Here is a 20,575-nt window from a genome sequence, read left to right as displayed (position 1 = left end):
GTTGATCCTGCCATGCGATCTGGCAAGGTCGTCCGCGACAAGCCAGCAGTGGCACTCAAAAATGAATGGCTAACAGTGCCACCCAGCCGGTGGTATACACTCATCAGCTTATTGGAAGGTGTATAAGATCGTTGATGGAGTAAAAACCGTCTTTGGACGTATTGCTCCGAACGGCTTCATGAACTTTGACCAAATTATTGACTCTCCGGTATTCGTCGGCGGCCAGTTAGTTAACTAATGAATAGCGAATGGCCTTGTTGAACAATTAGTCACAAACCTCCGTAAAAACTAACGTGGAATGGAACCACGTACCTTTTTTACGGAGATCGAACATGGCTACGAAAGAAAAACGAACCTACAAAGTCACGAACTGGAAGGAGTATAACAAGTCGCTCATCGAGCGTGGAAACATCACTATTTGGTTTAGCGACGAGGCGTTGGAGAACTGGGAACATCCTAACGACCAGACAAAAGTCGGTCGCCCTTTTGTCTTCAGCGATACGGCGATCGAGTGCTTGCTGACGATTCGCGAACTGCTGAAACTTCCCTATCGGCAGACTGAGGGATTCGGCCGCTCGCTGGTGGCGATGTTGGGCGTCGAGGCAGCGATTCCCAATTATTCTTCGCTCGCCAAGCGAGCCAGCAAGCTGAATGTTTCGCTCGATATCGCTAACAAGAGGGGCGACATCGATATCGTGGTGGATAGCACCGGCATGAAAGTGTTTGGCGAGGGCGAATGGAAGATGCGGACGCATGGCAAGTCGAAGCGGCGGACATGGCGGAAGCTGCATTTGTCGGTGAATCCTGACACCCGCGAGATTGTGGCGGAGATTTTGACCGAGAACAGTTGCCACGATGCCGATGCGGTTCCCGAAATGCTGGAGCAGGTGGAGCAGCCCGTAAAAAAGTTTCACGGCGACGGTAGTTACGACAAGTGGAAGGTTTATGAAGGGCTGGAATCCGAAGGCATTGAGCCGGTGATTCCGCCGCAGCACAACGCCAAGATCAAACAACATGGCAACTCTGCGGAGGAGCCTTTGCCCCGGGACGAGGCAATTCGTCAGATTCGACGCAAGGGGCGTAGGAGTTGGAAAGAGGAAGTGGGCTATCATCGTAGAAGCTTGGCGGAAACGACCATGTACCGAGTGAAACAAAGCTTTGGGAGCCATCTCAAAAACCGAGTATTCGAAAACCAACAAACGGAAGCCCGCTTGCGCTGTAAAATCATCAATCAATTCACCCAACTCGGGCTTCCACAGTTCGAGTGGAGTTAGTCAACAAGGCCATAGCGAATTCTAAATGGAACTACAAATTGATTTCACAGCACCCATCTTACCTGGGTGTTCAGTTGCTAACATCTGCATCGGTGACGACCTTCAGATAATTCTCGATCGATTGGTTTCCCAGTCCATGCGCTATGAACAATCTTCTTATTCGACTGGCGGACAGTGGTTTAGCCATGTGATAGTGGAAGGCGGAACGATCGGAATCATTGCAAACGATCTCAAACATATTGTCCGACTCTGGTGTAGTCCACCCTACTCTGGAAAATGGAAAGGTAGATATTTGCCAGGAATGACTGTGGGGGAAGTAGTGCAAGCCTCACAAAAGCAACTTGCTATACATGGTGTCCTTGTGCTCGATGGTGTATTGGGAATCGGCTTTACCATTCCAGAACAATACAATGGAAGATGGTATGATGACATTGATTCAGTCGAGCAACTACCAATGGATATGAGGCTAGACGAACTAAACGTGCTTGAAGACGAGTGGTGGAGTTAACAGAGCCATCAAGATCTAACGCTGGCGACGCCACCCGCCGCAATAACACTCGCCGACAGCAGTACCATCGAAAGAATTAGGTAGTGGCGATTCATGTAGTTCTCGTAGGCTTTGGAATGTTTGTCATAACAGTGCTTTCCAGTCCCGGGCTGAACCTAGATCTCAATCTACCTTCAGCAGTTCTTGCTCTTGCACAAGCACTCCCTCTGTGTAGGTTTCAATCGCTGTGCGCCGGCCTTCGCGATCGAACACCCAGCCTTCCCCATGGGCCAGCATCCCCTCCATTTGTACCATACGATGGATACTGCCATCGTCGTAGAGGTAGTATTCGATGCCTTCGCCGGTGTCGCCCCAATGCGTGGTGGCCACTTTCGTTCCATCTGGCTTGTACCATTGCGACTTCGATAGATGCCCCTGGTCGTACCAGTCGCGACGCTGAATGTGAGTCGTTCCATCATAGGGGTAGCTAACCGCACCTGTTCCGTGGTACTCGCCATCGGGAGTCTGAGACAGTTGCTCCGTGCTGCAACCAGCGACACACACAACGCTTCCCACCATGCAGGCAAGAATCCATCGAGATCGATTGGGCGCATGTCAAAAACTCCAGATTGGCACAAGAATTATTCTGTCATGGTGCGTACACACTACCTAAGTGTATAGGGGCAACTGCAGTTCGACCAGACTCTCCGCGCGACTCCCCGCTAATCTCACTGCAAGAGTGCCTGGATGGTGAGCAGGCAGCCGACGAGTAGTACGATGCACCCGGTGCCAGTGCGGACCCAGCGTTCGGTGGCGGTGATCGCGTTGAACGTCTCCCCCAGTTTCTTCGAGCCGAGGGCAATCAGCAAGGCGAAGCCGAGCACCGGCAGGGCGGTGCCGACGCCATACAGCATCGGCAGCAGCACCGTGGAGCCGACCGTGAGCGAGGCGACGATATTGCCAAAGAACAGCGCGGCCGACGTGGGGCAGAACGCGAGGGCGAAAAGCACACCGAGGAGCAGGGCGCCCCAGATGCCTAGTCGATCGACCCGCTGCTTGACCGACTCGGAGAGGCCCTGCCCGCCGAAGCGGAGTTCGATGAGCCCAAGCAGGAACATGCCGACCAGTACGAGCGTCGGCCCCAGGATCAAGTGCATGTACTTCTGCAAAAACTGCGCGACGCTTGGCACCGACAAGGCGGTCTGCAGTAGCAGGCTCGCCAGTCCGACGTAGGCAGCCACCCGCCCAATGGTGTAGAGCAAACCGGCCAGCAACACGTGTCGCGTGTTATCGATGCGACGACCGATGTAGCTGATGGCGGTGATGTTTGTCGCGAGCGGGCAGGGGCTTATCGAGGTCAACACGCCTAACCACAAGGCGGTGGCAGCGGCAACAAGGACCTCCGTCATTTCTCCGACTCCAATGACTTCTGATATTCCTGCTCGGCGTCTTCCTGCGACTGTTTCAGGTAGCGAGTCACTCCGTCGCTGACGTATTGCTCGAACTCGGCTGGCTTGCCAATCAGTTGCCAGACCTTCGGCATGGCGGTCCAGCAAGCGGTCTTGCCTTGGTGCACGTTGACCAGCACCAGCGTTGGCGAAGTAATATGGTAGCCCTTGGCAAGCTTCGCGTTCTTCTTGTCTTGGAAGTCGACGTACTGGAACCTCACCGCGCCGGTCGCTATCTCCTTTGCGAAGTTCTGGTCCACGGCACCTTCGGCGAGCGAGCCAATCCGCTTGCAGGTAGGGCAGCGCTGGGTGCGATGGAAGTAAATGGCCACGACTTCGTGCTCCGCGACCTCGGTGGCTGGTTCTTCGGTATTTGGCTCTTCGGCGGCCGGCTCGTTATCGGCTGGAGTCGTATCGGTCGGGGCGTCGGTAGCCACCGCGCTTCCGAGTGCAAGAAGGAAGGCGAGTAGAAGGGATGTCGGCATAGTGTTATTTCCTTGTTAGATCCCCGGATGGCAGCTCGACGAGGGGGCGAGCATGTTGCGGGTTTCGGCGACGACGTACTCGGTAAACGCTTCGCGATCGCCGACCAGTTCCCAGACACGCACCAGGTTTTGCCAGTCGGCCACTTTTCCATCAGCGGTACGTACCAGGACCACGGTCGGCGATACGAGTTCGTATTCGGTCGCGAAGTGCGCGTTCTCCGGCAGTTCGTAATTGACGACTTGCCACACCACCGCGTCGCTCGCCAACTCTTCATCAAAAGTGGTGGTTATCGCATCGTGTGAATAGCTTTCGATGCTTTCGCAGGTGGGGCAGCGGATGTTGCCGTGAAAGTAATAGACCACCAGCGCGTTGTCAGGCAGCGACGCGGCGGCCGCTGGCGACTCGCCCGGCGAGGACGACAGTTCCTTCGACACGAGCATCACCACCGAGCTGGCGACAAACAGTAACAAAACGACCGTGATGATCGACTTGAGTTTCATCGGTCGATCCCTTTCAGGTGAGGGGCTATGGATGCAAGCTGGCGAACATCACGGGTGCGACTCGTCGATGTCGTGGCACGTTTGGCAACTCATGTGGCCGTTGGCGTTGGCCATGTCTTCTTTGCCATGGCAGGCGACGCACGAGGCAACGGCGGGGCTAAGCGTGGGGGCCGGCGCGGCAGTGCCTTGGTGCGCGGCGTTGAGCATTTCGACAATCTTCTTCGCCCCGTCGGCGGCCAGGCGTCGGCAGCGTTCTTTCTTTTCGGGCGAGAAGGCTTCGCAGCCGCTCTCCTGACACCACTTGGCGACCGACACGTGACAGAGCACCGAACCCGAAACCGCCTTGGGCACCGGGCAGTCGAGCAATGGCTCGGCCGGCGAAAAACTCGGCAGCGCGGTGCTCTCGTACCACTGGCAGAACTCGCTGGCCAAGGCCTCGCGGCGGGGCTTCTCTTTCTCGCTGCAGAACATGCCCGCCAGTGCCATGGCTCCGTTCACGACCCCGCAGAGCGAGCCCCATTCGCCGACCCCGCCGGCCCCGTAACGCATCATCTCGCAAGGAAACGAACGGAACGGCTCGCCATGAAGTTCCGCTAGCTGGCGAATCACGCTGGTGACCACCGCGTACATGCAACCACCATCCGCGTAATACTGATAGGCGAGGTCGCTCGTGGCTTGCGGATCGAGCGGGGTGTAGTGCCAGGTGGGGGACGAAGCGTCGGCCGGCTGACTGTCGGCCCCACCGGCGCCTTGGTGCACTCCGAGCGCGGTCGCTCCGCCGGCGATGCCGAGCGTAGTGAGTAGGGTGCGTCGATCGATAGTCTTCATAACAACCTCACGAGAGAGCGCGATGCAGTGAACGGAACGCGCTCGAAAAGTGAAAACAAACGAGAGTACTGATGCCGGCTTTAAGGCGCATCAGGCAATCGCGGCTTTGATTTCCTCGGGCGTGGCGACTTTGCCCACGATCTTTACTTCGCCATCCACGGCCAACGCGGGGGTCGACATGACGCCGAACTGCACGATGTCGTTGATGTCGTCGACTTTCACGATGTTGGCTTCGATGCCGAGTTCGGCCACCGCAGCTTCGACGTTCTCTTTCAGCGAAACGCACTTCTTGCATCCGGTGCCGAGTACTTGAATGGTGATCATCTGCTTGTCTCCAAGGTTTGAGTGGTAGAAATCGTTGTCGCGGCCAGGGTAGGGCCGTCGGTGGGCGTGGTGGGATAAAGGCTGCCGAAGCCGGCGCCGGCGATCGTTGCCATGACAATCACCAGGGCGACGAACACGGCGGTCTTCGCGTTGCCGACCACGCTGCGAATCACCAAGATGCTCGGCAGCGAAAGCGCGGGGCCGGCCAGCAGCAAGGCGAGCGCCGGCCCGTTGTGCATGCCGTTTCGCATGAGGGCTTCGAGAATCGGGACCTCGGTAAGCGTGGCAAAGTAGAACAAGCAGCCAACGACCGAAGCAATCAGGTTGGAGAGCAGGCTGTTGTCGCCCACCAGCGTCGCGACCTGCTTCTCGGGAATCAAAGCTCCCAGGAATCCAACCACGAACACGCCGCCAAACAGGAGCGGTACGAGCTGCTTCGAGAACTCCCAGGTGTTGCCCATCCAGTCGGCAAAGTCTTGGCGACTGAGCCATGCCAGGCTCATCGCAGCGACCAGCACGCCCATCGCTCCCGCTAAGTACCAGCGATAGTGGTGGATGCGAGTGACCCAGGTATCGACATCGTCGATGCTGGCAATTTCGGTCTTCGACAGTCTGACGACGTCGGAGCTTTCGTGACCAAGCACCGCCTGCTTCAATCGCAAGTCGTAGCTGGTTTCGGTTTCGTACTGCATCACCGCGGCGAACTGCTGCCCGTCGGCGAGCTGCACGATCTTGTCGCCAGGGTTGAACCAATCGCTGAACACGAGCAGCGCCAGCATGGCGGTCAGCATCAAGGCGTTCTTCCACAGCGGGCGGGACGACGCGGGGGGGCTGGGCTGGGCGAGCGTGATGGTGCTGCGCTCCTCTTCGCTACGTCGGAACAGTAGCGCCATGAGTAGCCCGATCACGACGCCGAACACCATGGCACCGATCACGCGGGCGACGCCGAGTTCGAAGCCGAGTACGCGGGCGGTGAGAAAGATGGCCAGCACGTTGATCGCCGGCCCGGCGTACAGGAAGCAAGCAGCCGGTCCCAGGCCTGCGCCGATGCGGTAGATGCCGGCGAACATCGGTAGCACGCTACACGAGCAAACCGCCAGCACCGTGCCCGCAACCGACGCGACGCTATAGGCTTCGGCCTTGTTAGCTTTGGGCCCCAAGTGTTTGAGCACCGCTTCTTTCGACAGAAAGGTAGTGATCGCACCAGCAATGAACAACGCCGGCACCACGCAGGCGAGCGTGTGGTTGCGGGCGTACCATTGCAGCAGCAGGAAGGCCTCGACGATGGCCGCGGTGATCTTGGCCGCCAGCGGATCGGCCTGGCTGTCGAACTGCGGAGTCGCGAGCGGCACAAAATACGCGAACAGAAACACGCCGAGAAACGCGGCAAAGATCCTCCACTCTCGATTCATGTCGCCACCTGTTCTTGCGTATTTGTGGGATTGTGCAAGTGTTGGTTTAAAAAAATGCTGGGGTCCTACGAGAGCACGTTCAACTGCTTATCGACGTTGCACTTCACCACCGACTCGATGCAGCCGAACAGGCTCTTCAGGCACTTCACCCGCAAGCGGTAGAAAACCATCTGCCCCCGCTTGTCGCTCTCGACGATGCCGGCGTTCTTGAGTTGGGTGAGGTGTCGCGACACGGTCGACATGTCCATGCCGATGGTCTCGGTCAAATCGCAGACACACACTTCCTCGTGCTCGGCCAGCACGTCGACCAGCTTCAAACGCGCCGGGTGGGCGAGCGCCTTGAGCACCTTGGTGCGTGTTTCGTACTTGTCGCGTTCGGCTCGGTTCATGGGGGATAAAGCGTGCTCTTGGGTATTTGCAACGTTATGCAAGTATAGGTCGGCATTCACCCGCGGTCAAGTTAGTGATAGTCGCGAAAAGAGGGTGCTAGCTGCCAACCGCCTGATCAAACTCGAGTTTAGCCAGGCACAGGCGGTAGCAATGATCGAACTCCTCGCACGCCAGGCAGTCGTCCCACTCCTGTTGGTCGACAAACGTCTCGCGCTTGGCCGCGCAGATACCGATCGGCGGTTGGCTCTCGTAGGCGAACACTTTGCCGCTCACGCGCCGATCCGCGGGCGGGTTGTCCATGTCGGAGGGAAACATCTGGCCGTAGCAAGATTTGTGACTCATGGCTTCGACTCCGCTTGTTGCTCGGCAGCGAAGTACCGCCGTTGAAACCAAAACGCGACACTCACCAGGCCGATCATCACCGGCACCTCCACCAGCGGGCCTATCACCGCGGCAAACGCCGCGCCCGAATCGATGCCGAACACCGCCACGGCCACGGCGATCGCCAGCTCGAAATTGTTGCTCGCGGCCGTAAACGCCAGGGTAGTGGTCTTCGAGTAGTCGGCACCAATCTGTCTCCCCATGAAGAAGCTCACCAGGAACATCACAACGAAGTAAATGAGCAGCGGGATCGCAATCAGGAGCACGTCGCCTGGGATGCGGACGATCTGCTCCCCTTTGAGACTGAACATCACCAGGATGGTAAACAATAGCGCGATCAACGTGAGTGGACTGATCCGCGGAATGAAACGCTGCTCGTACCACTCTCGCCCCTTGGCCTTGAGCAGCACCAAGCGTGTGATCATGCCGGCGAGGAAGGGGATGCCGAGGTAGATGAACACGCTCTGGGCGATTTGGCTCATGCGAACTTCCACCACGCTTCCTTCGAGCCCCAGTTGCGGAGGAAGCCAGGTAATGAACAGCCAGGCGTAGACGCTGTAGAACAGCACTTGGAACACGCTGTTGAACGCCACGAGTCCGGCCGCGTACTCGGCGTCGCCTTTGGCGAGGTCGTTCCACACGATCACCATCGCAATGCATCGGGCGAGGCCAATCAGAATCAGCCCGGTCATGTACTCCGGGTAGTCGCGTAGGAACAGGACCGCCAGCACGAACATCAGCACCGGGCCAATCACCCAGTTCTGCACGAGCGAGAGCCCCAGCACCTTCCAGTTGCGAAAGACGTCGCCGAGTTCCTCGTAACGCACCTTCGCCAGCGGCGGATACATCATCAGGATCAAGCCAATCGCAATCGGTACGTTGGTGGTGCCAATCTGAAACCGATGGATAAACGGCTCGACGCCCGGAGCGAAACGCCCGATCGCTACGCCGATGGCCATCGCCAGAAAGATCCACAAGGTCAGAAACCGGTCGAGAAAACCAAGCCGACCTGGCGGGCAGGCTGCTGCACTGCAGCTTTCGATAGGGTTGGGGTTACTCGCCATCGCCTGCTTCCTGCAGCGACTCGGGCAGCGTCGCAACGTAGTCGCGAATCTCATCCCGCACCCGGCGATAGTGCTCAAGGGCTTCTTCCTCGGTGGCGGCGTCGCGAGCCAGTCGCGGTGGATCGTCGAACGAGTGGTGCACTACCTTCGCGTTGCCACGAAACGTTGGGCACGACTCGGCCGCGTTGTCGCACACGGTCACCACGTAGTCGAACTCCACATCGGCCAATTCGTCGACGAGCTTCGAATGCTGCGAGGCAATGTTCACGCCCGCTTCGTTCATCACCGCCATCGCGTGAGGATTCATACCATGGGTAGCGATCCCTGCGGAGAAGGCGACGATCTCGTCCCCCTTCAGGTGTCGCGCCCACCCTTCGGCCATTTGGCTGCGGCAGGAATTACCGGTGCAGAGAAAAAGGACTTTGATCATTTGCAGCTCGCCTGTTTGCGGCAAAGTTCTTCGGGTTCCAGCTTCAGCACCTGCTTTAGCTGTTGTTGATCGGCCTTGGCCTGCTTGTCTTGCTTCACGCTGGCCAGCACCAATTCGAGGGCCTGCAACGCTTCGCTCGGAGCGTCGCTGTCGGCAAGCCGAAAGTAGGCCCACCGGCCCTCCTTGCGCGACTCCACCAACCGGGCGCGAGAGAGAATCGACATGTGCTTCGACATGGTCGAAGGAGCAAGCGAGAGCACCTCGACAATCTGGCACAAGCAAAGCTCCCGCCCCTGCAAGAGCGCAATCGCCCGCAGACGATTTTCATCGGCCAGGGCTTTGGTGATTGCTAGCAGGTCTCGCATGGTCGCCGGTCCATTACGTCATTTCGCCATATAACGAAATGTAGGAGTTAGCCGGAGCCTTGTCAACTCAGGCTGCGAGCGCGATAGCCATCGGGATAGCGGGCTAGGGGCTCGGCAATAGGCACGTCAGAAATTTGACAATGTACCTGCCAATTCGGAAATGAGCAGGGAACAAGAACGCCAACAAAGCCGCTAGCGCAATGGTAGTGCTGTAGCAGGCCAGCAGTACCGAGCCACCTAGCTGGATGCCGAAGCCAAGGAGGTTGGTGACAATTAAAACGACCCATATCGCCATGGCCAGCGTCGCACCGATCGTGAAAAAACTGGTTCGACAAGCAAGTCGGGCGAGCGTGGAGAGTCCCGACTCCTCCTTTGCCAGGCGATCGAGCGAATCACATAGTGCGCAGAAGCAACCAATTACTGCAATCACCAGGCTCGAAACGAAAGTCGCTTGCGATAGAGCGGCCAGAGCGACCGCCGATAGCAATATCCCCAGCATCAACTCCTGCATGCCAAAGCGATAGGAAGGATTGTTGGAGTTCATTCGGGGATGGGGAGTGGTGCCAGTGCCCGGGGAGGCTGGGCGTGATTGAACGACAGGTAATTTCAACTGTTCAGCTTACAGCAAAGCGGTGGATGCTTTGCACCCCGATACTATACACTAAAAATATCTAACCGCACGCGCCGAGTTGTTCGGCCACGCATCACTGCGGTTCGTTTGTTTCATCGTACTCGGTAGTCGACCGGATGCAACGATGCATAGCGTCAACAGGGGAAACTAACATGGAGGAGAGGCCAGCCAATCACCGCCAAGCTGTTGGGTTCATCTGCCATGTGGGGCGGAAGGTCACCTTAGCCATCGTGCTGTGCCTCGTGGTTATTGGTGGCTGTAACCGTAGCAGTACTTTTTGGGGGCAACTCGGCCTGCGAGCATCGGACTATTTTGAAGGGGATGCTGACCTCGCTCTATGCAAGGCGATAGAGAACAGCGATCTGCATGCCATCGATCAGGCGATCGCTAACGGCGCCGACGTAAATGCGATTGGCAAGGATGGGGTCACGCCACTCATGTGGGCGTTTCCGGATTCTTCCGCTGAAGTCTTCGAGAAGCTCCTGAAACTGGGGGCGGATCCCAATGTCCTCTACACCGGCGAATCGCTACAGACTCGCAAGCTGGCCTTCGGTCAAGGAAAAGCCGTCACTCACCAAGTAACTATTTATGGCGGCAAGAAGTTCTATCTTGTGTTTGAGCATGGTGGAGATGGCAACTTGCCCGCAGGGCCCAACAAAATGGGGATTTCCGGAAGGCCACCCATTGCTATGCTTACAGGTGTGCATTCAGGAGAGAGTTCCGAGGAGACTATCAAACGTCTTCAGGTACTGATTGACCATGGGGCTGATATGAATCCCGCAAGGTATTCAGACGGCTTCTTGCCGGTCGAGGGACAGTGCTATGGCCACAACTTTGCCGTTAGCCTCGCAATGCTCAAAGCGGGGGCGGACCCCCATCGGCGAAACCCCCTGACAGATCGCGATTACTTTGATGTGCTTAACTTCGCGTCCACTGGCAGTAATGGTAAATGGATCAATGCCGAGCAAGCAAAGGAATTGAAAGTACTGCTCGCGTGGCTCCATGAACAGTATCCCGAAGAATCGAAACGGTTGAAAGTCGATGGATCAGCGGCGGTATTTAAGTAACGAGAAAGCGAACTCGCATGCATAGGAAGAGTTTATTCCGATTCATCACTCGTCGAATGGTTTGGTATCCCTGCTTGCTCTGCGCTGGATTCGCGATCGCCGGTTGCGGCAAACCTGGTTTCCAGATCGAGAACGGCAAGCCGGTCATGGTTGAAATGAATGCAGCTGTTGGTAGAGAGTCTACCCCGATTCCTGGGGCCGACCCCAAGACATTCAAGCCGCTCGAATATGGCAAGAACGTGAACGCGATCTATGCCATCGACGCCAATCAAGCCTATATTGGGTACATCAGCAGAGCGATGGCCATTCCCCTATCGGATCCCGCTACTTTCAAGATTATCACGCCAAACGGTGACTATGCCGCGGATGAAAATCGGGTGTACTGGTATGGTGTCGAAGTGCCAGGCGCAGATCCGGCATCGTTTCGGATTCTTAAAACTCCCTGCGCGGTCGACTCGCAGCGCGCCTATATCGGCCTCAAGCCACTAGAGGTTCATTCTCTCGACCATTTCGAGGTGCTGCAAATCGATTTCTGGAATATGCCGATTGGCAATGCCAACGGAAGGTTAATGGCTAAAGACCTAAGGGAGCACTGGGTACCTGCGTGGTCGCGAGATGGTGTTGCTTATTACTGGGAAGCGACAGAACTCGAAGGGGCTGACTACGAGTCGCTGAAGATACTGAATGACGTCTATGCCAAAGACAAGGCAACCGTGTACTTCCAGGGAAAACCTGTTCGTGGTGCCGATGCCGAAACATTCGTGGTGGGAGTCGGAATGAACGGAAGCGACAAGAACCACGAGTATAACACAGGAAGGCGTGTTCCAACGAAGAGCCCTAAACGGTAGACGAGTCGGGAGCTCGGCGAGAGTTGAGAGCGGTCATCGCCAGGTATCCTCATTTCCAGTTTGTAGTCTTGTTGTGCCAGGGCCAATTCTACGGCTGGCGGAAGCCAAAGCGGCACGATTCTCCGAATCGCAGGGTGCAGAAAGGCGTCGCTTCTTTTGCCTTTAGGCATGCCAAGCCACTCCGCCTCATCTAGCCACTCGGAGAGTGGTGCTGCGTTCGGCTGCGGGCTTGCCCGATTCTCTCCACTTTTCGCTGGAAAATGGCCACCGGGGGTGTTCTAATGGACAGGTGTGTTTGGTCCGTTGTTTGTAGTCAGTAGTCCGTTGTTGGAGGATGGAATGGTTTAGCCGTTTGTGAATTCACTTGATTGCCAATTTCGACACGCAGGCGAATGGTTGCTGGCGTGGGCGCTGGCTGCTGCGCGGTTGTCAAAGCGGTTGGTGGGGCTGCGTCGCTGGAAGCTCCCTCAAGATGACATCCGCTTACCACTATTCCGCATTCCGAAATCCCCAATCCGAAATCCCCCAACTCCCATCCCAAAATAGTTTCCCATGGGTGGGAATCTATTTTGGGCATCTATCGCGGAGGTGTTGATGCAACTCATTGTCTACCAACGACTTGCGATTGATTCCCGCCGCGAAAATAGATTCCCACTCGATGCGTTTTTGGGAATGGGAATCTATTCGGGCGCGAAAACCACTGGTTTTATAGCGTGCGTGCCGATTCAATTTTCCCATCGGTGGGTAAATTGGGAATCTATTGCGAACGAGGGGATGCCCGCAGTGCGGATGGGTGCTGCTTGACGCATTGAAAGTGGGAGTCGCACAATCGGGTTAAGCTATTCCTGTTTCTCAAAAAGCTGTGGAAGTCATGAAGTCGTTCAAATTGAGTGCGTTGCATACGTTGGAGTCGATGGAAGTACCGGCGCCGGTGATCGAGCGGGGAACCGATGTGTTGGTACGCATCGGGGCGGTCGGCGTGTGTGGCTCCGATTTGCATTACTACACGACCGGGCGGATCGGCGATCAGGTCGTGGAGTACCCGTTTACGGTGGGGCACGAGTGTGCTGGAACGGTGATTCAGGTGGGCTCGGAGGTCACCCGCGTGGCGGTCGGCGACCGCGTGGCGATTGAGCCTTCGCTGTCGTGCGGCAGTTGCGACCAATGCGTTGCGGGGCGAGAGAACACTTGCCGGAACAATTTGTTCCTCGGTTGCCCTGGCCAGGTCGAGGGGGCGCTCGCTGAGTTGATGGTGATGCCTGAGACGAATCTGTTTCGCGTTGGCGACGAAGTCGATTTCGGCATGGCGACGTTTTCCGAGCCGCTCGCGATCGGCGTCTACACGGTGCAGCAGTCGCAGCTTCGCCAGGAGCACGCGATTGGTCTGTTGGGCATGGGGCCGATCGGTCATAGCGTGATGCTGCCGGCGATTGACCTGGGGTGCCGGGCGATTTATTGCACCGAGAAGGTCGACGCGCGGTGCGACAAGGCGGTCGAGGCCGGAGCCCACTGGGCGGGCAACGTCGATCGCGACGACGTCGTCCGCGAGATCCTCTCGCGCGAGCCGGCGGGGCTCGATATTGTTTATGAGTGTTGTGGCGACCAGCGTGCGCTCGATCAGGCGGTGGAGCTGCTGAAGCCAGGTGGGCGGTTGATGATCGTCGGCATTCCAGAGTGCGACGAGGTGAGTTTTGCACCGCACGTGATGCGACGCAAAGAGATCACGATCGTGAACGTCCGTCGGCAGCGCGGCTGCGTACCGGCCGCGTTGGAGTTGATCGCCAAGTACCCGACGCATGTCGACCGGCTGCTGACCCATCGGTTTGCGTTCGCTGATACGGAAGCCGCGTTTGATTTCGTCGAACACAAACGCGATGGGGTCATCAAGGCGATTGTGGAGTTTGCGTGAGATACAGTGATTCAGATCTGACGCAGCTACTGGCCAGGAATCGCCTGGTCGACTTGCTTGGTAAGTCGCTCGACGAGGGCTGGATGCTGGTCGGCGACGTTGGTGGTTTCGCCGGGATCGGATTGGAGGTCGAACAGCTGCACAGGGTCGGTATCCCACTCGTGGGTCACCCGGTAGCGGGTGCTATCGAGCCCGTGATGGCGGAGCAGCAGCTTCCAGCGATCGCCGACGCACCAGCGGTATTGCAGGGTTGAAAGTGTATCGCCGACCTTGGCATTGTGAGTCGACCAGATGCCGCCGAACACCAGCTTGCGACTCGCGACCGCTTGCGGATCGAGCAAGTTGATGCCAGGTAGGTTTTCGGGCGGCGAGATGTTGCAGGCGGTGAGCAGCGTCGGCATCAGGTCGAGCGAGCTGGCCAGGTGCGGAGATTGTTCAGCCGCCAGGTGTTTGGGCCAGGCGATCATGATCGGAGTGCGAACGCCGAGCTCGTAGGGCGAGGTCTTGGTGCGGGGAGCGTAGTCGAGCCACCAGTCGGCGGGTTGGTCGGAGGAGTCTCCTTCGGCGGCCGGCGCCCAACCGTTGTCGCACAGATAAACGACGATGGTGTTGTCGGCCGCACCCGACTGCTGCAGGTGGTCGAGCAGCTCGCCGCACGATTCGTCGAACCATTCGCACATGGCGTAGTAGCGGGCAACGTTCGCGGGCCGACCCTCCTGGCGGTACTTGTCGAGCAACCGCGCGGGCGGGGTGTGCGGCGTGTGCGGCATGAACGGGGCGTACCAGAGCAAGAACGGTTTCTGCTCAGCGACCGCCTGGTCGATGAACTCGGTGGCTGGCTTCAGCGTGTTGCGACCGATCTTGAGCCCGAGGTCGCCATGCCGGCCGCCGCGCTGCGGATCGCCATGGGTCATGCCGCCGGTGAAACCCGCGTCGCGCCAGGAACCTTCCCACCATTTGCCAGTCTGAAACGCAAAGTAACCATGAGCAACGAGCTGTTTGATCAAACTCGGATGACGATGAAATTGCTCGCGAAGCGCGAGGTCCGACTCGTCGCGGTTCGAGCGATCGACATCATTGCAAACCACACCATGCTGATAGGGGTAGAGTCCGGTGACGATTGAAGCGAGCGACGGCCGGCACAGCGAAGTCGGTACGTAGCCGCGCGAGAATACCAGGCTGCGTCGGGCGAGTTGGTCGAGGTTGGGCGTTTGGATTTCGGGGTGTCCCATGAACCCGTAGTCGGTCCAGCCTTGATCGTCGGAGAGGATGATTACCACGTTCGGAGGTAGCGGTGGTTCGTCCGCCTGGCAAGCCGATGTGGCTACTGCAAACGACAGCGAAACGAGTAATATCGAAGGAAGAGAGTGTGCCATGATTCGGTACTCAAGCTGTGCGAGAACGAAAAGCAACCGCAGCAACTATCGCGGAGCGGGTTGCTGATGCGATATAGTGTAGCGAATAGCGAAGCGTGTTTGTTCATCGAAGCAGGAGGTATATATGAGTCGTCCCTTGGCCGATCAGCGGATTCTATCGTTCGTTGGAGACATTTACGAAGATCTGGAACTCTGGTATCCCAAGCTGCGAATGATCGAAGCGGGAGCCGAAGTGGTGCTGGCCGGGCCGGCGGCGGGCGTGACCTATCAAGGCAAGAATGGCTACCCAGCCGAGTCCGACATCGCCATCGCCGACGTGAACCCCAGCGACTTCGCGGGACTGCTGGTGCCGGGTGGGTTCATGCCCGACAAGCTGCGTCGGGATGCACGGGTGCTGGAGATTGTGCGGGAGTTCGACGCCGATGGCAAACTGATCGCTGCGATCTGTCATGGCGGGTGGATCCCCATCTCGGCCGGCGTGTATCGCGGGGTGCGGGTGACTGGTTCGCCAGGCATCAAGGACGACCTGGTCAACGCCGGTGCGGTATGGGAAGACGAAGCGGTGGTGATCGACCGCCATTTTGTCTCGAGTCGCAAGCCGGACGATCTGCCAGAGTTCTGCCTGGGGATGCTCGAAGTGCTTTGCCGGCAGTGCTAGAAAAAACGCCGCGCCGAGCAAGTCATTAGCCTGCTCGGTACGCGCGCGTTGGTTTCAAAAGCAACAGAGTGACTGCTTACTCAGGCAGTTTCACTTCGAACTTGTGCGTGCCGGGCGGAAGCTCCATTGTCAGGCGGTCCCCCTCGGTGACTTCGATGCGATCCTGCACCGTGCGAGCGGTGATCGACACGACGTCGGACGCTTGGTTCGTCGGCGGCAAGAACGTGGCCGACGTGTTCGGCGGCACGACAATCGTGATCGTCGCTTTGCCGTCTTGCTTTTCCCAACCGCTCGAAGCGAGCCCGTAAGGAGTTTCGAGCGTTGCTTTGGCCGAGTCGAGCGGGCCGACGATCAGCGGTTCGACGATCATGTGCTTGTAGCCGGGGTGCTCGGCATCGGGCGCCAGGCCGGCGACGCGTTCGTACATCCACTGACCAATGGCCCCGTACGCGTAGTGGTTGAACGAGTTCATGCCAGCGTCGCCAAAGCCATCTTTATGGCTGTAGCTGTTCCAGCGCTCCCACACGGTCGTGGCACCCTGGTTGATCGAGTAAAACCACGAAGGATAGGTTTCCTTCAGCAGCAACTCGTAAGCCAGGTTCTGGTGTCCCGTCTTGTCGAGCACCTGCACCAAGTGGGCGGTGCCGAGGAAGCCGGTACGCAGGTGGTTATCGGCTTCGTGCACCAGGCGAACCAGGTTGTCGGTGGCTTGCGGGCGGATGTCGGCCGGAATCAAGTCGTAGGCCAAGGCCAGCACGTAGGCGGTTTGCGTTTCCGGAGCGTTTTGCAGCTTGCCTTCGTTGTTGAAGTAGTGCGCGGCAAACGCCTTGCGAACTCCGGCCGCCTCCTGAGCGTACTTGTCGGCCAGATCGTCTTTGCCGAGCACGCGGGCCGAGTCGGAGAGGAGCTGAGCGCTACGGGCGTAGTAGGCGGTGCCGATCAGCGCGGCCGGCGTGTCGCCGCGGGTTTCCTTCGCGTAAGGCTGCAGCCAGTCGCCGAACGCAGGGATCTCGGTAATCAACCCATCGGTCGCACGCGAGCGATAATGGGCGATCAGCTTCTCCATCATGTCGAGGTTCTCGGCCAGCACTTCGGTGTCGCCGGTGCGAATGTAAACCTCCCATGGCACCACGGTGGCCGCGTCCATCCAGCCAGGGCTATTGCCATCGAACAAGCAGTCGGGAATCACGTGCGGAATCCGCCCGTCGTCGAACTGGTCGTCGCGCATCGAACCGAGCCAGCTCTTCCAGAATGCATGGCAGTCGTAGTGGAACATCGCGGTCGGGCAGAACACCTGGGCGTCGCCGGTCCAGCCGAGCCGCTCGTCGCGCTGCGGGCAGTCGGTCGGGATGTCGAGGAAGTTGCCTCGCTGGCCCCAAATGGCATTGCTGTGCAGTTGGTTAAGCTTGGCATGCGACGACACGAACTTGCCTGTGCGGTCGAGGTCGGTGTGCAGCACAACGCCGGATACCCAGTCGAGTTGCGGCTCCGCATCTTCCGGTACGCCGGTAATCTCGACGTAACGGAACCCGTGAAACGTGAAGGTCGGCTCCCACTTGGCGGTGCCGGTTTCGGCCGCGGTGTAGGTGTCGGTCGACTTGGCCGAGCGATAGTTTGTGGTGTACATGGTGCCGTCCTGGTTGAGCATTTCGGCAAAGCGGAGGGTGACGGTCTTGTCCTTCTCCGCCGGCAGGGCGATGCGGGCCCAGCCCACCATGTTCTGGCCCAGGTCGAATACGTAGTGCCCTGGTTCAGGCTGCGTGATCTTCTTGGCGGCCAGCGTCTCGGTGACTCGCACCGGGGCGAATGGCTTCGGCACCAGTTGGGCCGCGCCGAGTTCGTCGGACACTTGCACGTCGCCCCAGTTACCAACCTGAATGCGGGCGTCGTAGTGCTCGCCATCGTAGATGCTGGAGTCGACAATCGGACCTTGCCAGGTGGCTTGCCACGAGGCGTCGCTGGCAATCACTTGCCGTTGGCCATCGTCGTAGGTGATTTCGAGTTGGGCGAGCAACTCGGGATGATTGCCAAAGATGCCATACTTGCCGGCGAACGCCAGGTGACCTGCGTACCAACCTTTGGCCAGTTCCACTTGCAACGTGTTGTCGCCCGACTTGAGCATCGAGGTCACGTCGTAGGTCAGAGTGTCGAGGCGATTGGGATACGAAGTCCAGCCGTTGGCGAAATGGTCGTCGCCGACTCGCTGCCCATTCACGCTGGCTTGGAACAAACCGCGGGCGGTAATGTAGAGCCTGGCAGTGGTCACCTTGCGGTTGCTATCGAACTGCTTGCGAAGCCAGGCGACCGGCTCCTTGTTGGGATCGCTGTCCTGAGCAGGGCGGATCCATTTGGCTTGCCAGTCGTCGCTCGAGAGCAGGCCCAGCTCGAAGGTGGCTTTATCGCTCGCGCCGGCCTCTTTGCCATCCTGGTCGCGGAAGTTCACTTGCCAGGTGACTTTGTCGCGGGAGGTGAAAGGTTTGCCACCATAAGGAACCAGCGTCGATTGATCCGACTCGACCCATCCGCTATCCCAGGTGTTGTCGCCGGCGGTCGTCGTGATGCGATAGGCCGTCTGTTTCTTGACGCCGACCGGCAGCTTCCAACTGAACGTTGGGGTCGGGTCGTGAAAGCCAAGGGGATTGGTAAAGCCTTCGCTAACAGTGAGTTGGGTGGCCGGCTTTGCCTCGGCCGATGGCATGCCGATTACCGCGCAAACCATCAGCGCAACACCACAGCGGATTGGTCCAAGCATCTTCGTCCTCTGCTGGTACGTGAAACAAGAAGGCAGCACGACACCAAGCGGTCGTGCAAGCTAGTGCAAGTTGCCCATTCCTATGCTTGCGCGGTGGCCGTTCATCCCGCGGTTCACCTGCAACTAGCCGGAATGGCAACGTTGAAACGCGCTGGTGTGACCGCCGCCCTCGGTAGGAATGACGCTACTATCGTAGCACGCGGCGGGACTGGATGCGCCACCCACCTAGGGGATCGAGATTTCCCCAGGTGGGTGGGCATGTCGTTTCATCGATAAGGTCGGCTCAGCAGAGTGCCTTGCAGGTTACCGAGGGGTGAAGTCGGCGTCGGCTGCAATGCTCAAGGCAAACTCAGCGAGCAAGTCGGCACAAGCATCGAGGTCGTCGAGCGAAACCACTTCGACCGCGCTGTGCATGTACCGGTTGGGAACACTCACCAGGCCGGTGGCGACGCCGCCGCGGGCGAGCTGCATCGCGTTAGCATCGGTGCCGGTGCCGCGACCGATGGCTCCCCACTGCAGGTCGATCTTGGCCGAGTCGGCCGCCGAACGCAGGTGGTCGACCACCACGGGATTCATGTTGGCTCCGCGATACACCACGGGACCACCACCAATCTTGATGTCGCCTTCCTGGAACTTCTCAATCGTTGGGCAGTCGGTCGCATGGGTGACGTCGACTGCGATACCAACGTGAGGATTGATGCCATAAGCACTGGTGGTTGCACCGCGCAGGCCGATCTCTTCTTGAACCGTCGAGGCGACGTGCACGCCGACCTTCAGGCCGCCGCGCTCCTTGGCCCGCTTGGCTGCTTCCACACAAACCCACAGGCCGGTCTTGTCGTCCATGCCGGGCGAGTTGGCGATGTTGTTGCGCATTTCCTGGTAGCCGAGTTCCAGCGTGACCGGATCGCCGATGGCAACCACTTCTTGGGCTTCGGCTTTATCCTTCGCACCGATGTCGAGCCACAGCTCCTTGGCCTTCACTACTTGCTTACGCTCTTCGGGCGAGAGCAAGTGAATCGGCTTGCGAGCAATCACCGCTGGCACGGGGCCATTCGCGGTATAGATCGTCATGCGTTGGCCGATGAGCTGCTGGGGATCCCAACCCCCAACGGTGTCGGTATAGATGAAGCCATTGTCGTCGATGTAGGTAACCAGCAACCCAATCTGATCGGCATGGCCTGCGAACATCACTCGCAGTTCTGCATCAGGATTGCACGAGGCAAGCACGTTGCCATGCAGGTCGGTGCGAACTTCGTCGGCAAACTTGCCAACATAACTGCGAACGATGTCTTGGACGGGAACCTCGTAACCCGAAGGACTCGGGGTTTCGAGGATTTTAACGAGGAAATCTTTAGCGGCTTGGTCCATGGCACCTTCGACGGGGTAAAGGGCAAATGTTCGGGAAAACCCGATTATCCCCCGGGCCGCCTCGAAAGCAAAGGGGCAGAGCCCACCGCGGCACGGACCGATTACCGCGGCGCGATCCGAGTGAGATCCATCTGCTCCACGTCGGGCCACTCGCCGAGTTCGAGCAGATTGCCATCGGGATCGTGGATAAAGAGCTGCCGGTAGTTGTGGTCGGGCAGGCGTCGCTGGATCACCGGCACCTGGTGCTCGGCCAGCAGCTCGAGCGTGCGATCGATGTCGGCAACACGAAATGCCAGATGGCTGCGGCGGGTGTTCTCGCGCTCCGCGATCGGCGTGAAGCGATCGTCGTTAATCAGGTGCAGCATCATGCCGAGGCCCTCGCTGTAGAGCCAGCTTCCCGCAAACGAAAAGCTCGGCCGCGGCACTTCGTAGAATCCCAATACCTGGGTATAGAACGCCACGCTAGCAGCGACGTCCGACGCGTTGACCGCCGCGTGATTGAACCGGGAAACCGCGATCGATTCGGGCATGATTCACCTGGTGTGGGGAGTGCAATTGGTCGTTTCCCGTCGATTGT

Annotated in this window: 23 protein-coding genes; 6 read left to right on the top strand and 17 right to left on the bottom strand. The window is 58.4% G+C overall.

Translation table 11 applies throughout. From position 1 onward, the window contains the following. The first annotated feature begins 332 nt into the window (after nucleotides 1-332). A complete protein-coding gene (locus Pan181_RS17820; RefSeq protein ID WP_145244898.1) occupies nucleotides 333-1,274 on the top strand; it encodes an IS5 family transposase in 942 nt (313 codons plus the stop codon). Nucleotides 1,275-1,299: 25 nt separating this feature from the next. Next, on the top strand, nucleotides 1,300-1,782 hold the full coding sequence (locus Pan181_RS17815) for a hypothetical protein (protein WP_145248731.1): 483 nt from the start codon (nucleotides 1,300-1,302) through the stop codon (nucleotides 1,780-1,782). A 162-nt stretch (nucleotides 1,783-1,944) separates the two neighbouring features. Here the strand turns inward: Pan181_RS17815 and Pan181_RS17810 are convergent, their stop codons facing one another. The 13 genes from Pan181_RS17810 to Pan181_RS17750 form a co-directional block, all read right to left on the bottom strand. After that, nucleotides 1,945-2,340, bottom strand: coding sequence for a hypothetical protein (locus tag Pan181_RS17810; RefSeq protein WP_145248729.1), 396 nt, complete (start codon nucleotides 2,338-2,340; stop codon nucleotides 1,945-1,947). Between the two features lie 149 nt (nucleotides 2,341-2,489). After that, entirely contained in the window at nucleotides 2,490-3,170 is a 681-nt protein-coding gene (locus Pan181_RS17805; RefSeq protein ID WP_145248727.1) for an aromatic aminobenezylarsenical efflux permease ArsG family transporter, read from the bottom strand. Then, the gene (locus tag Pan181_RS17800) at nucleotides 3,167-3,694 is read right to left on the bottom strand and encodes a nitrophenyl compound nitroreductase subunit ArsF family protein (protein ID WP_145248725.1); all 528 of its coding nucleotides are present in this window, start codon (nucleotides 3,692-3,694) and stop codon (nucleotides 3,167-3,169) included. Before Pan181_RS17800 ends, Pan181_RS17805 begins: the two co-directional genes overlap by 4 nt. Nucleotides 3,695-3,709: 15 nt before the next feature. Next, nucleotides 3,710-4,195, bottom strand: coding sequence for a nitrophenyl compound nitroreductase subunit ArsF family protein (locus Pan181_RS17795; protein WP_145248723.1), 486 nt, complete (start codon nucleotides 4,193-4,195; stop codon nucleotides 3,710-3,712). 48 nt (nucleotides 4,196-4,243) lie between these two features. Further along, nucleotides 4,244-5,023, bottom strand: coding sequence for a C-GCAxxG-C-C family protein (locus Pan181_RS17790; protein ID WP_145248721.1), 780 nt, complete (start codon nucleotides 5,021-5,023; stop codon nucleotides 4,244-4,246). Between the two features lie 90 nt (nucleotides 5,024-5,113). Further along, nucleotides 5,114-5,347, bottom strand: a complete 234-nt coding sequence (locus Pan181_RS17785; RefSeq protein WP_145248719.1) for a thioredoxin family protein — start codon at nucleotides 5,345-5,347, stop codon at nucleotides 5,114-5,116. Continuing rightward, entirely contained in the window at nucleotides 5,344-6,759 is a 1,416-nt protein-coding gene (locus Pan181_RS17780; RefSeq protein WP_145248717.1) for a permease, read from the bottom strand. The genes Pan181_RS17785 and Pan181_RS17780 overlap by 4 nt, the downstream gene beginning before the upstream one ends. Nucleotides 6,760-6,824: 65 nt before the next feature. Beyond that, nucleotides 6,825-7,148: an ArsR/SmtB family transcription factor gene (locus Pan181_RS17775; protein ID WP_145248715.1), complete on the bottom strand. Its 324-nt coding sequence runs from the start codon at nucleotides 7,146-7,148 to the stop codon at nucleotides 6,825-6,827. Between the two features lie 97 nt (nucleotides 7,149-7,245). Further along, complete coding sequence (locus tag Pan181_RS17770) at nucleotides 7,246-7,491, bottom strand: hypothetical protein (RefSeq protein WP_145248713.1); 246 nt, start codon at nucleotides 7,489-7,491, stop codon at nucleotides 7,246-7,248. After that, nucleotides 7,488-8,594 (bottom strand): ACR3 family arsenite efflux transporter, encoded by a 1,107-nt coding sequence (gene arsB, locus Pan181_RS17765; RefSeq protein ID WP_145248711.1) that lies wholly within the window; start codon nucleotides 8,592-8,594, stop codon nucleotides 7,488-7,490. Before arsB ends, Pan181_RS17770 begins: the two co-directional genes overlap by 4 nt. Then, entirely contained in the window at nucleotides 8,584-9,024 is a 441-nt protein-coding gene (locus Pan181_RS17760) for an arsenate reductase ArsC (RefSeq protein WP_145248709.1), read from the bottom strand. The genes arsB and Pan181_RS17760 overlap by 11 nt, the downstream gene beginning before the upstream one ends. Next, nucleotides 9,021-9,389, bottom strand: coding sequence for an ArsR/SmtB family transcription factor (locus Pan181_RS17755; RefSeq protein WP_145248707.1), 369 nt, complete (start codon nucleotides 9,387-9,389; stop codon nucleotides 9,021-9,023). Before Pan181_RS17755 ends, Pan181_RS17760 begins: the two co-directional genes overlap by 4 nt. A gap of 103 nt (nucleotides 9,390-9,492) precedes the next feature. Further along, nucleotides 9,493-9,933 (bottom strand): hypothetical protein, encoded by a 441-nt coding sequence (locus Pan181_RS17750; RefSeq protein WP_145248705.1) that lies wholly within the window; start codon nucleotides 9,931-9,933, stop codon nucleotides 9,493-9,495. A 239-nt stretch (nucleotides 9,934-10,172) separates the two neighbouring features. Between Pan181_RS17750 and Pan181_RS17745 the strand changes: the two genes are divergently transcribed. The 3 genes from Pan181_RS17745 to Pan181_RS17735 all read left to right on the top strand — a co-directional run bounded on the left by Pan181_RS17745 (nucleotide 10,173) and on the right by Pan181_RS17735 (nucleotide 13,844). After that, nucleotides 10,173-11,087, top strand: a complete 915-nt coding sequence (locus Pan181_RS17745; protein ID WP_197528465.1) for an ankyrin repeat domain-containing protein — start codon at nucleotides 10,173-10,175, stop codon at nucleotides 11,085-11,087. Between the two features lie 56 nt (nucleotides 11,088-11,143). After that, nucleotides 11,144-11,935, top strand: a complete 792-nt coding sequence (locus Pan181_RS17740) for a DKNYY domain-containing protein (protein ID WP_197528464.1) — start codon at nucleotides 11,144-11,146, stop codon at nucleotides 11,933-11,935. Between the two features lie 871 nt (nucleotides 11,936-12,806). Next, entirely contained in the window at nucleotides 12,807-13,844 is a 1,038-nt protein-coding gene (locus Pan181_RS17735) for a zinc-dependent alcohol dehydrogenase (protein WP_145248699.1), read from the top strand. Nucleotides 13,845-13,870: 26 nt separating this feature from the next. On the opposite strand, the gene Pan181_RS17730 is transcribed toward Pan181_RS17735, so the two are convergent. Further along, nucleotides 13,871-15,220, bottom strand: coding sequence for a sulfatase family protein (locus Pan181_RS17730; RefSeq protein WP_145248697.1), 1,350 nt, complete (start codon nucleotides 15,218-15,220; stop codon nucleotides 13,871-13,873). Between the two features lie 124 nt (nucleotides 15,221-15,344). On the opposite strand from Pan181_RS17730, the gene Pan181_RS17725 reads away from it, so the two are divergent. After that, nucleotides 15,345-15,878, top strand: a complete 534-nt coding sequence (locus Pan181_RS17725; RefSeq protein ID WP_145248695.1) for a type 1 glutamine amidotransferase domain-containing protein — start codon at nucleotides 15,345-15,347, stop codon at nucleotides 15,876-15,878. Nucleotides 15,879-15,954: 76 nt separating this feature from the next. Here the strand turns inward: Pan181_RS17725 and Pan181_RS17720 are convergent, their stop codons facing one another. The 3 genes from Pan181_RS17720 to Pan181_RS17710 all read right to left on the bottom strand — a co-directional run bounded on the left by Pan181_RS17720 (nucleotide 15,955) and on the right by Pan181_RS17710 (nucleotide 20,528). Continuing rightward, nucleotides 15,955-18,630, bottom strand: coding sequence for an alpha-L-rhamnosidase (locus Pan181_RS17720; RefSeq protein WP_231943629.1), 2,676 nt, complete (start codon nucleotides 18,628-18,630; stop codon nucleotides 15,955-15,957). Between the two features lie 303 nt (nucleotides 18,631-18,933). Next, complete coding sequence (locus Pan181_RS17715; protein ID WP_145248693.1) at nucleotides 18,934-19,998, bottom strand: M42 family metallopeptidase; 1,065 nt, start codon at nucleotides 19,996-19,998, stop codon at nucleotides 18,934-18,936. A gap of 101 nt (nucleotides 19,999-20,099) precedes the next feature. Then, nucleotides 20,100-20,528, bottom strand: coding sequence for a VOC family protein (locus Pan181_RS17710; protein WP_145248691.1), 429 nt, complete (start codon nucleotides 20,526-20,528; stop codon nucleotides 20,100-20,102). Nucleotides 20,529-20,575 lie beyond the last annotated feature (47 nt).

This window comes from Aeoliella mucimassa (assembly GCF_007748035.1).
Lineage (GTDB): Bacteria > Planctomycetota > Planctomycetia > Pirellulales > Lacipirellulaceae > Aeoliella > Aeoliella mucimassa.
This window is presented reverse-complemented; position numbering and strand designations above follow the sequence as displayed.

Coding starts and splice junctions, on each gene's coding strand:
- Pan181_RS17820 (WP_145244898.1), top strand. CDS start 333: ATGGCTACGAAAGAAAAACGAACCTACAAAGTCACGAACTGGAAGGAG.
- Pan181_RS17770 (WP_145248713.1), bottom strand. CDS start 7,491: ATGAGTCACAAATCTTGCTACGGCCAGATGTTTCCCTCCGACATGGAC.
- Pan181_RS17805 (WP_145248727.1), bottom strand. CDS start 3,170: ATGACGGAGGTCCTTGTTGCCGCTGCCACCGCCTTGTGGTTAGGCGTG.
- Pan181_RS17775 (WP_145248715.1), bottom strand. CDS start 7,148: ATGAACCGAGCCGAACGCGACAAGTACGAAACACGCACCAAGGTGCTC.
- Pan181_RS17815 (WP_145248731.1), top strand. CDS start 1,300: ATGGAACTACAAATTGATTTCACAGCACCCATCTTACCTGGGTGTTCA.
- Pan181_RS17795 (WP_145248723.1), bottom strand. CDS start 4,195: ATGAAACTCAAGTCGATCATCACGGTCGTTTTGTTACTGTTTGTCGCC.
- Pan181_RS17750 (WP_145248705.1), bottom strand. CDS start 9,933: ATGAACTCCAACAATCCTTCCTATCGCTTTGGCATGCAGGAGTTGATG.
- Pan181_RS17800 (WP_145248725.1), bottom strand. CDS start 3,694: ATGCCGACATCCCTTCTACTCGCCTTCCTTCTTGCACTCGGAAGCGCG.
- Pan181_RS17735 (WP_145248699.1), top strand. CDS start 12,807: ATGAAGTCGTTCAAATTGAGTGCGTTGCATACGTTGGAGTCGATGGAA.
- Pan181_RS17715 (WP_145248693.1), bottom strand. CDS start 19,998: ATGGACCAAGCCGCTAAAGATTTCCTCGTTAAAATCCTCGAAACCCCG.
- Pan181_RS17745 (WP_197528465.1), top strand. CDS start 10,173: ATGGAGGAGAGGCCAGCCAATCACCGCCAAGCTGTTGGGTTCATCTGC.
- Pan181_RS17785 (WP_145248719.1), bottom strand. CDS start 5,347: ATGATCACCATTCAAGTACTCGGCACCGGATGCAAGAAGTGCGTTTCG.
- Pan181_RS17755 (WP_145248707.1), bottom strand. CDS start 9,389: ATGCGAGACCTGCTAGCAATCACCAAAGCCCTGGCCGATGAAAATCGT.
- Pan181_RS17710 (WP_145248691.1), bottom strand. CDS start 20,528: ATGCCCGAATCGATCGCGGTTTCCCGGTTCAATCACGCGGCGGTCAAC.
- Pan181_RS17740 (WP_197528464.1), top strand. CDS start 11,144: ATGGTTTGGTATCCCTGCTTGCTCTGCGCTGGATTCGCGATCGCCGGT.
- Pan181_RS17780 (WP_145248717.1), bottom strand. CDS start 6,759: ATGAATCGAGAGTGGAGGATCTTTGCCGCGTTTCTCGGCGTGTTTCTG.
- Pan181_RS17760 (WP_145248709.1), bottom strand. CDS start 9,024: ATGATCAAAGTCCTTTTTCTCTGCACCGGTAATTCCTGCCGCAGCCAA.
- Pan181_RS17725 (WP_145248695.1), top strand. CDS start 15,345: ATGAGTCGTCCCTTGGCCGATCAGCGGATTCTATCGTTCGTTGGAGAC.
- Pan181_RS17720 (WP_231943629.1), bottom strand. CDS start 18,630: ATGCTTGGACCAATCCGCTGTGGTGTTGCGCTGATGGTTTGCGCGGTA.
- arsB (WP_145248711.1), bottom strand. CDS start 8,594: ATGGCGAGTAACCCCAACCCTATCGAAAGCTGCAGTGCAGCAGCCTGC.
- Pan181_RS17790 (WP_145248721.1), bottom strand. CDS start 5,023: ATGAAGACTATCGATCGACGCACCCTACTCACTACGCTCGGCATCGCC.
- Pan181_RS17730 (WP_145248697.1), bottom strand. CDS start 15,220: ATGGCACACTCTCTTCCTTCGATATTACTCGTTTCGCTGTCGTTTGCA.
- Pan181_RS17810 (WP_145248729.1), bottom strand. CDS start 2,340: ATGGTGGGAAGCGTTGTGTGTGTCGCTGGTTGCAGCACGGAGCAACTG.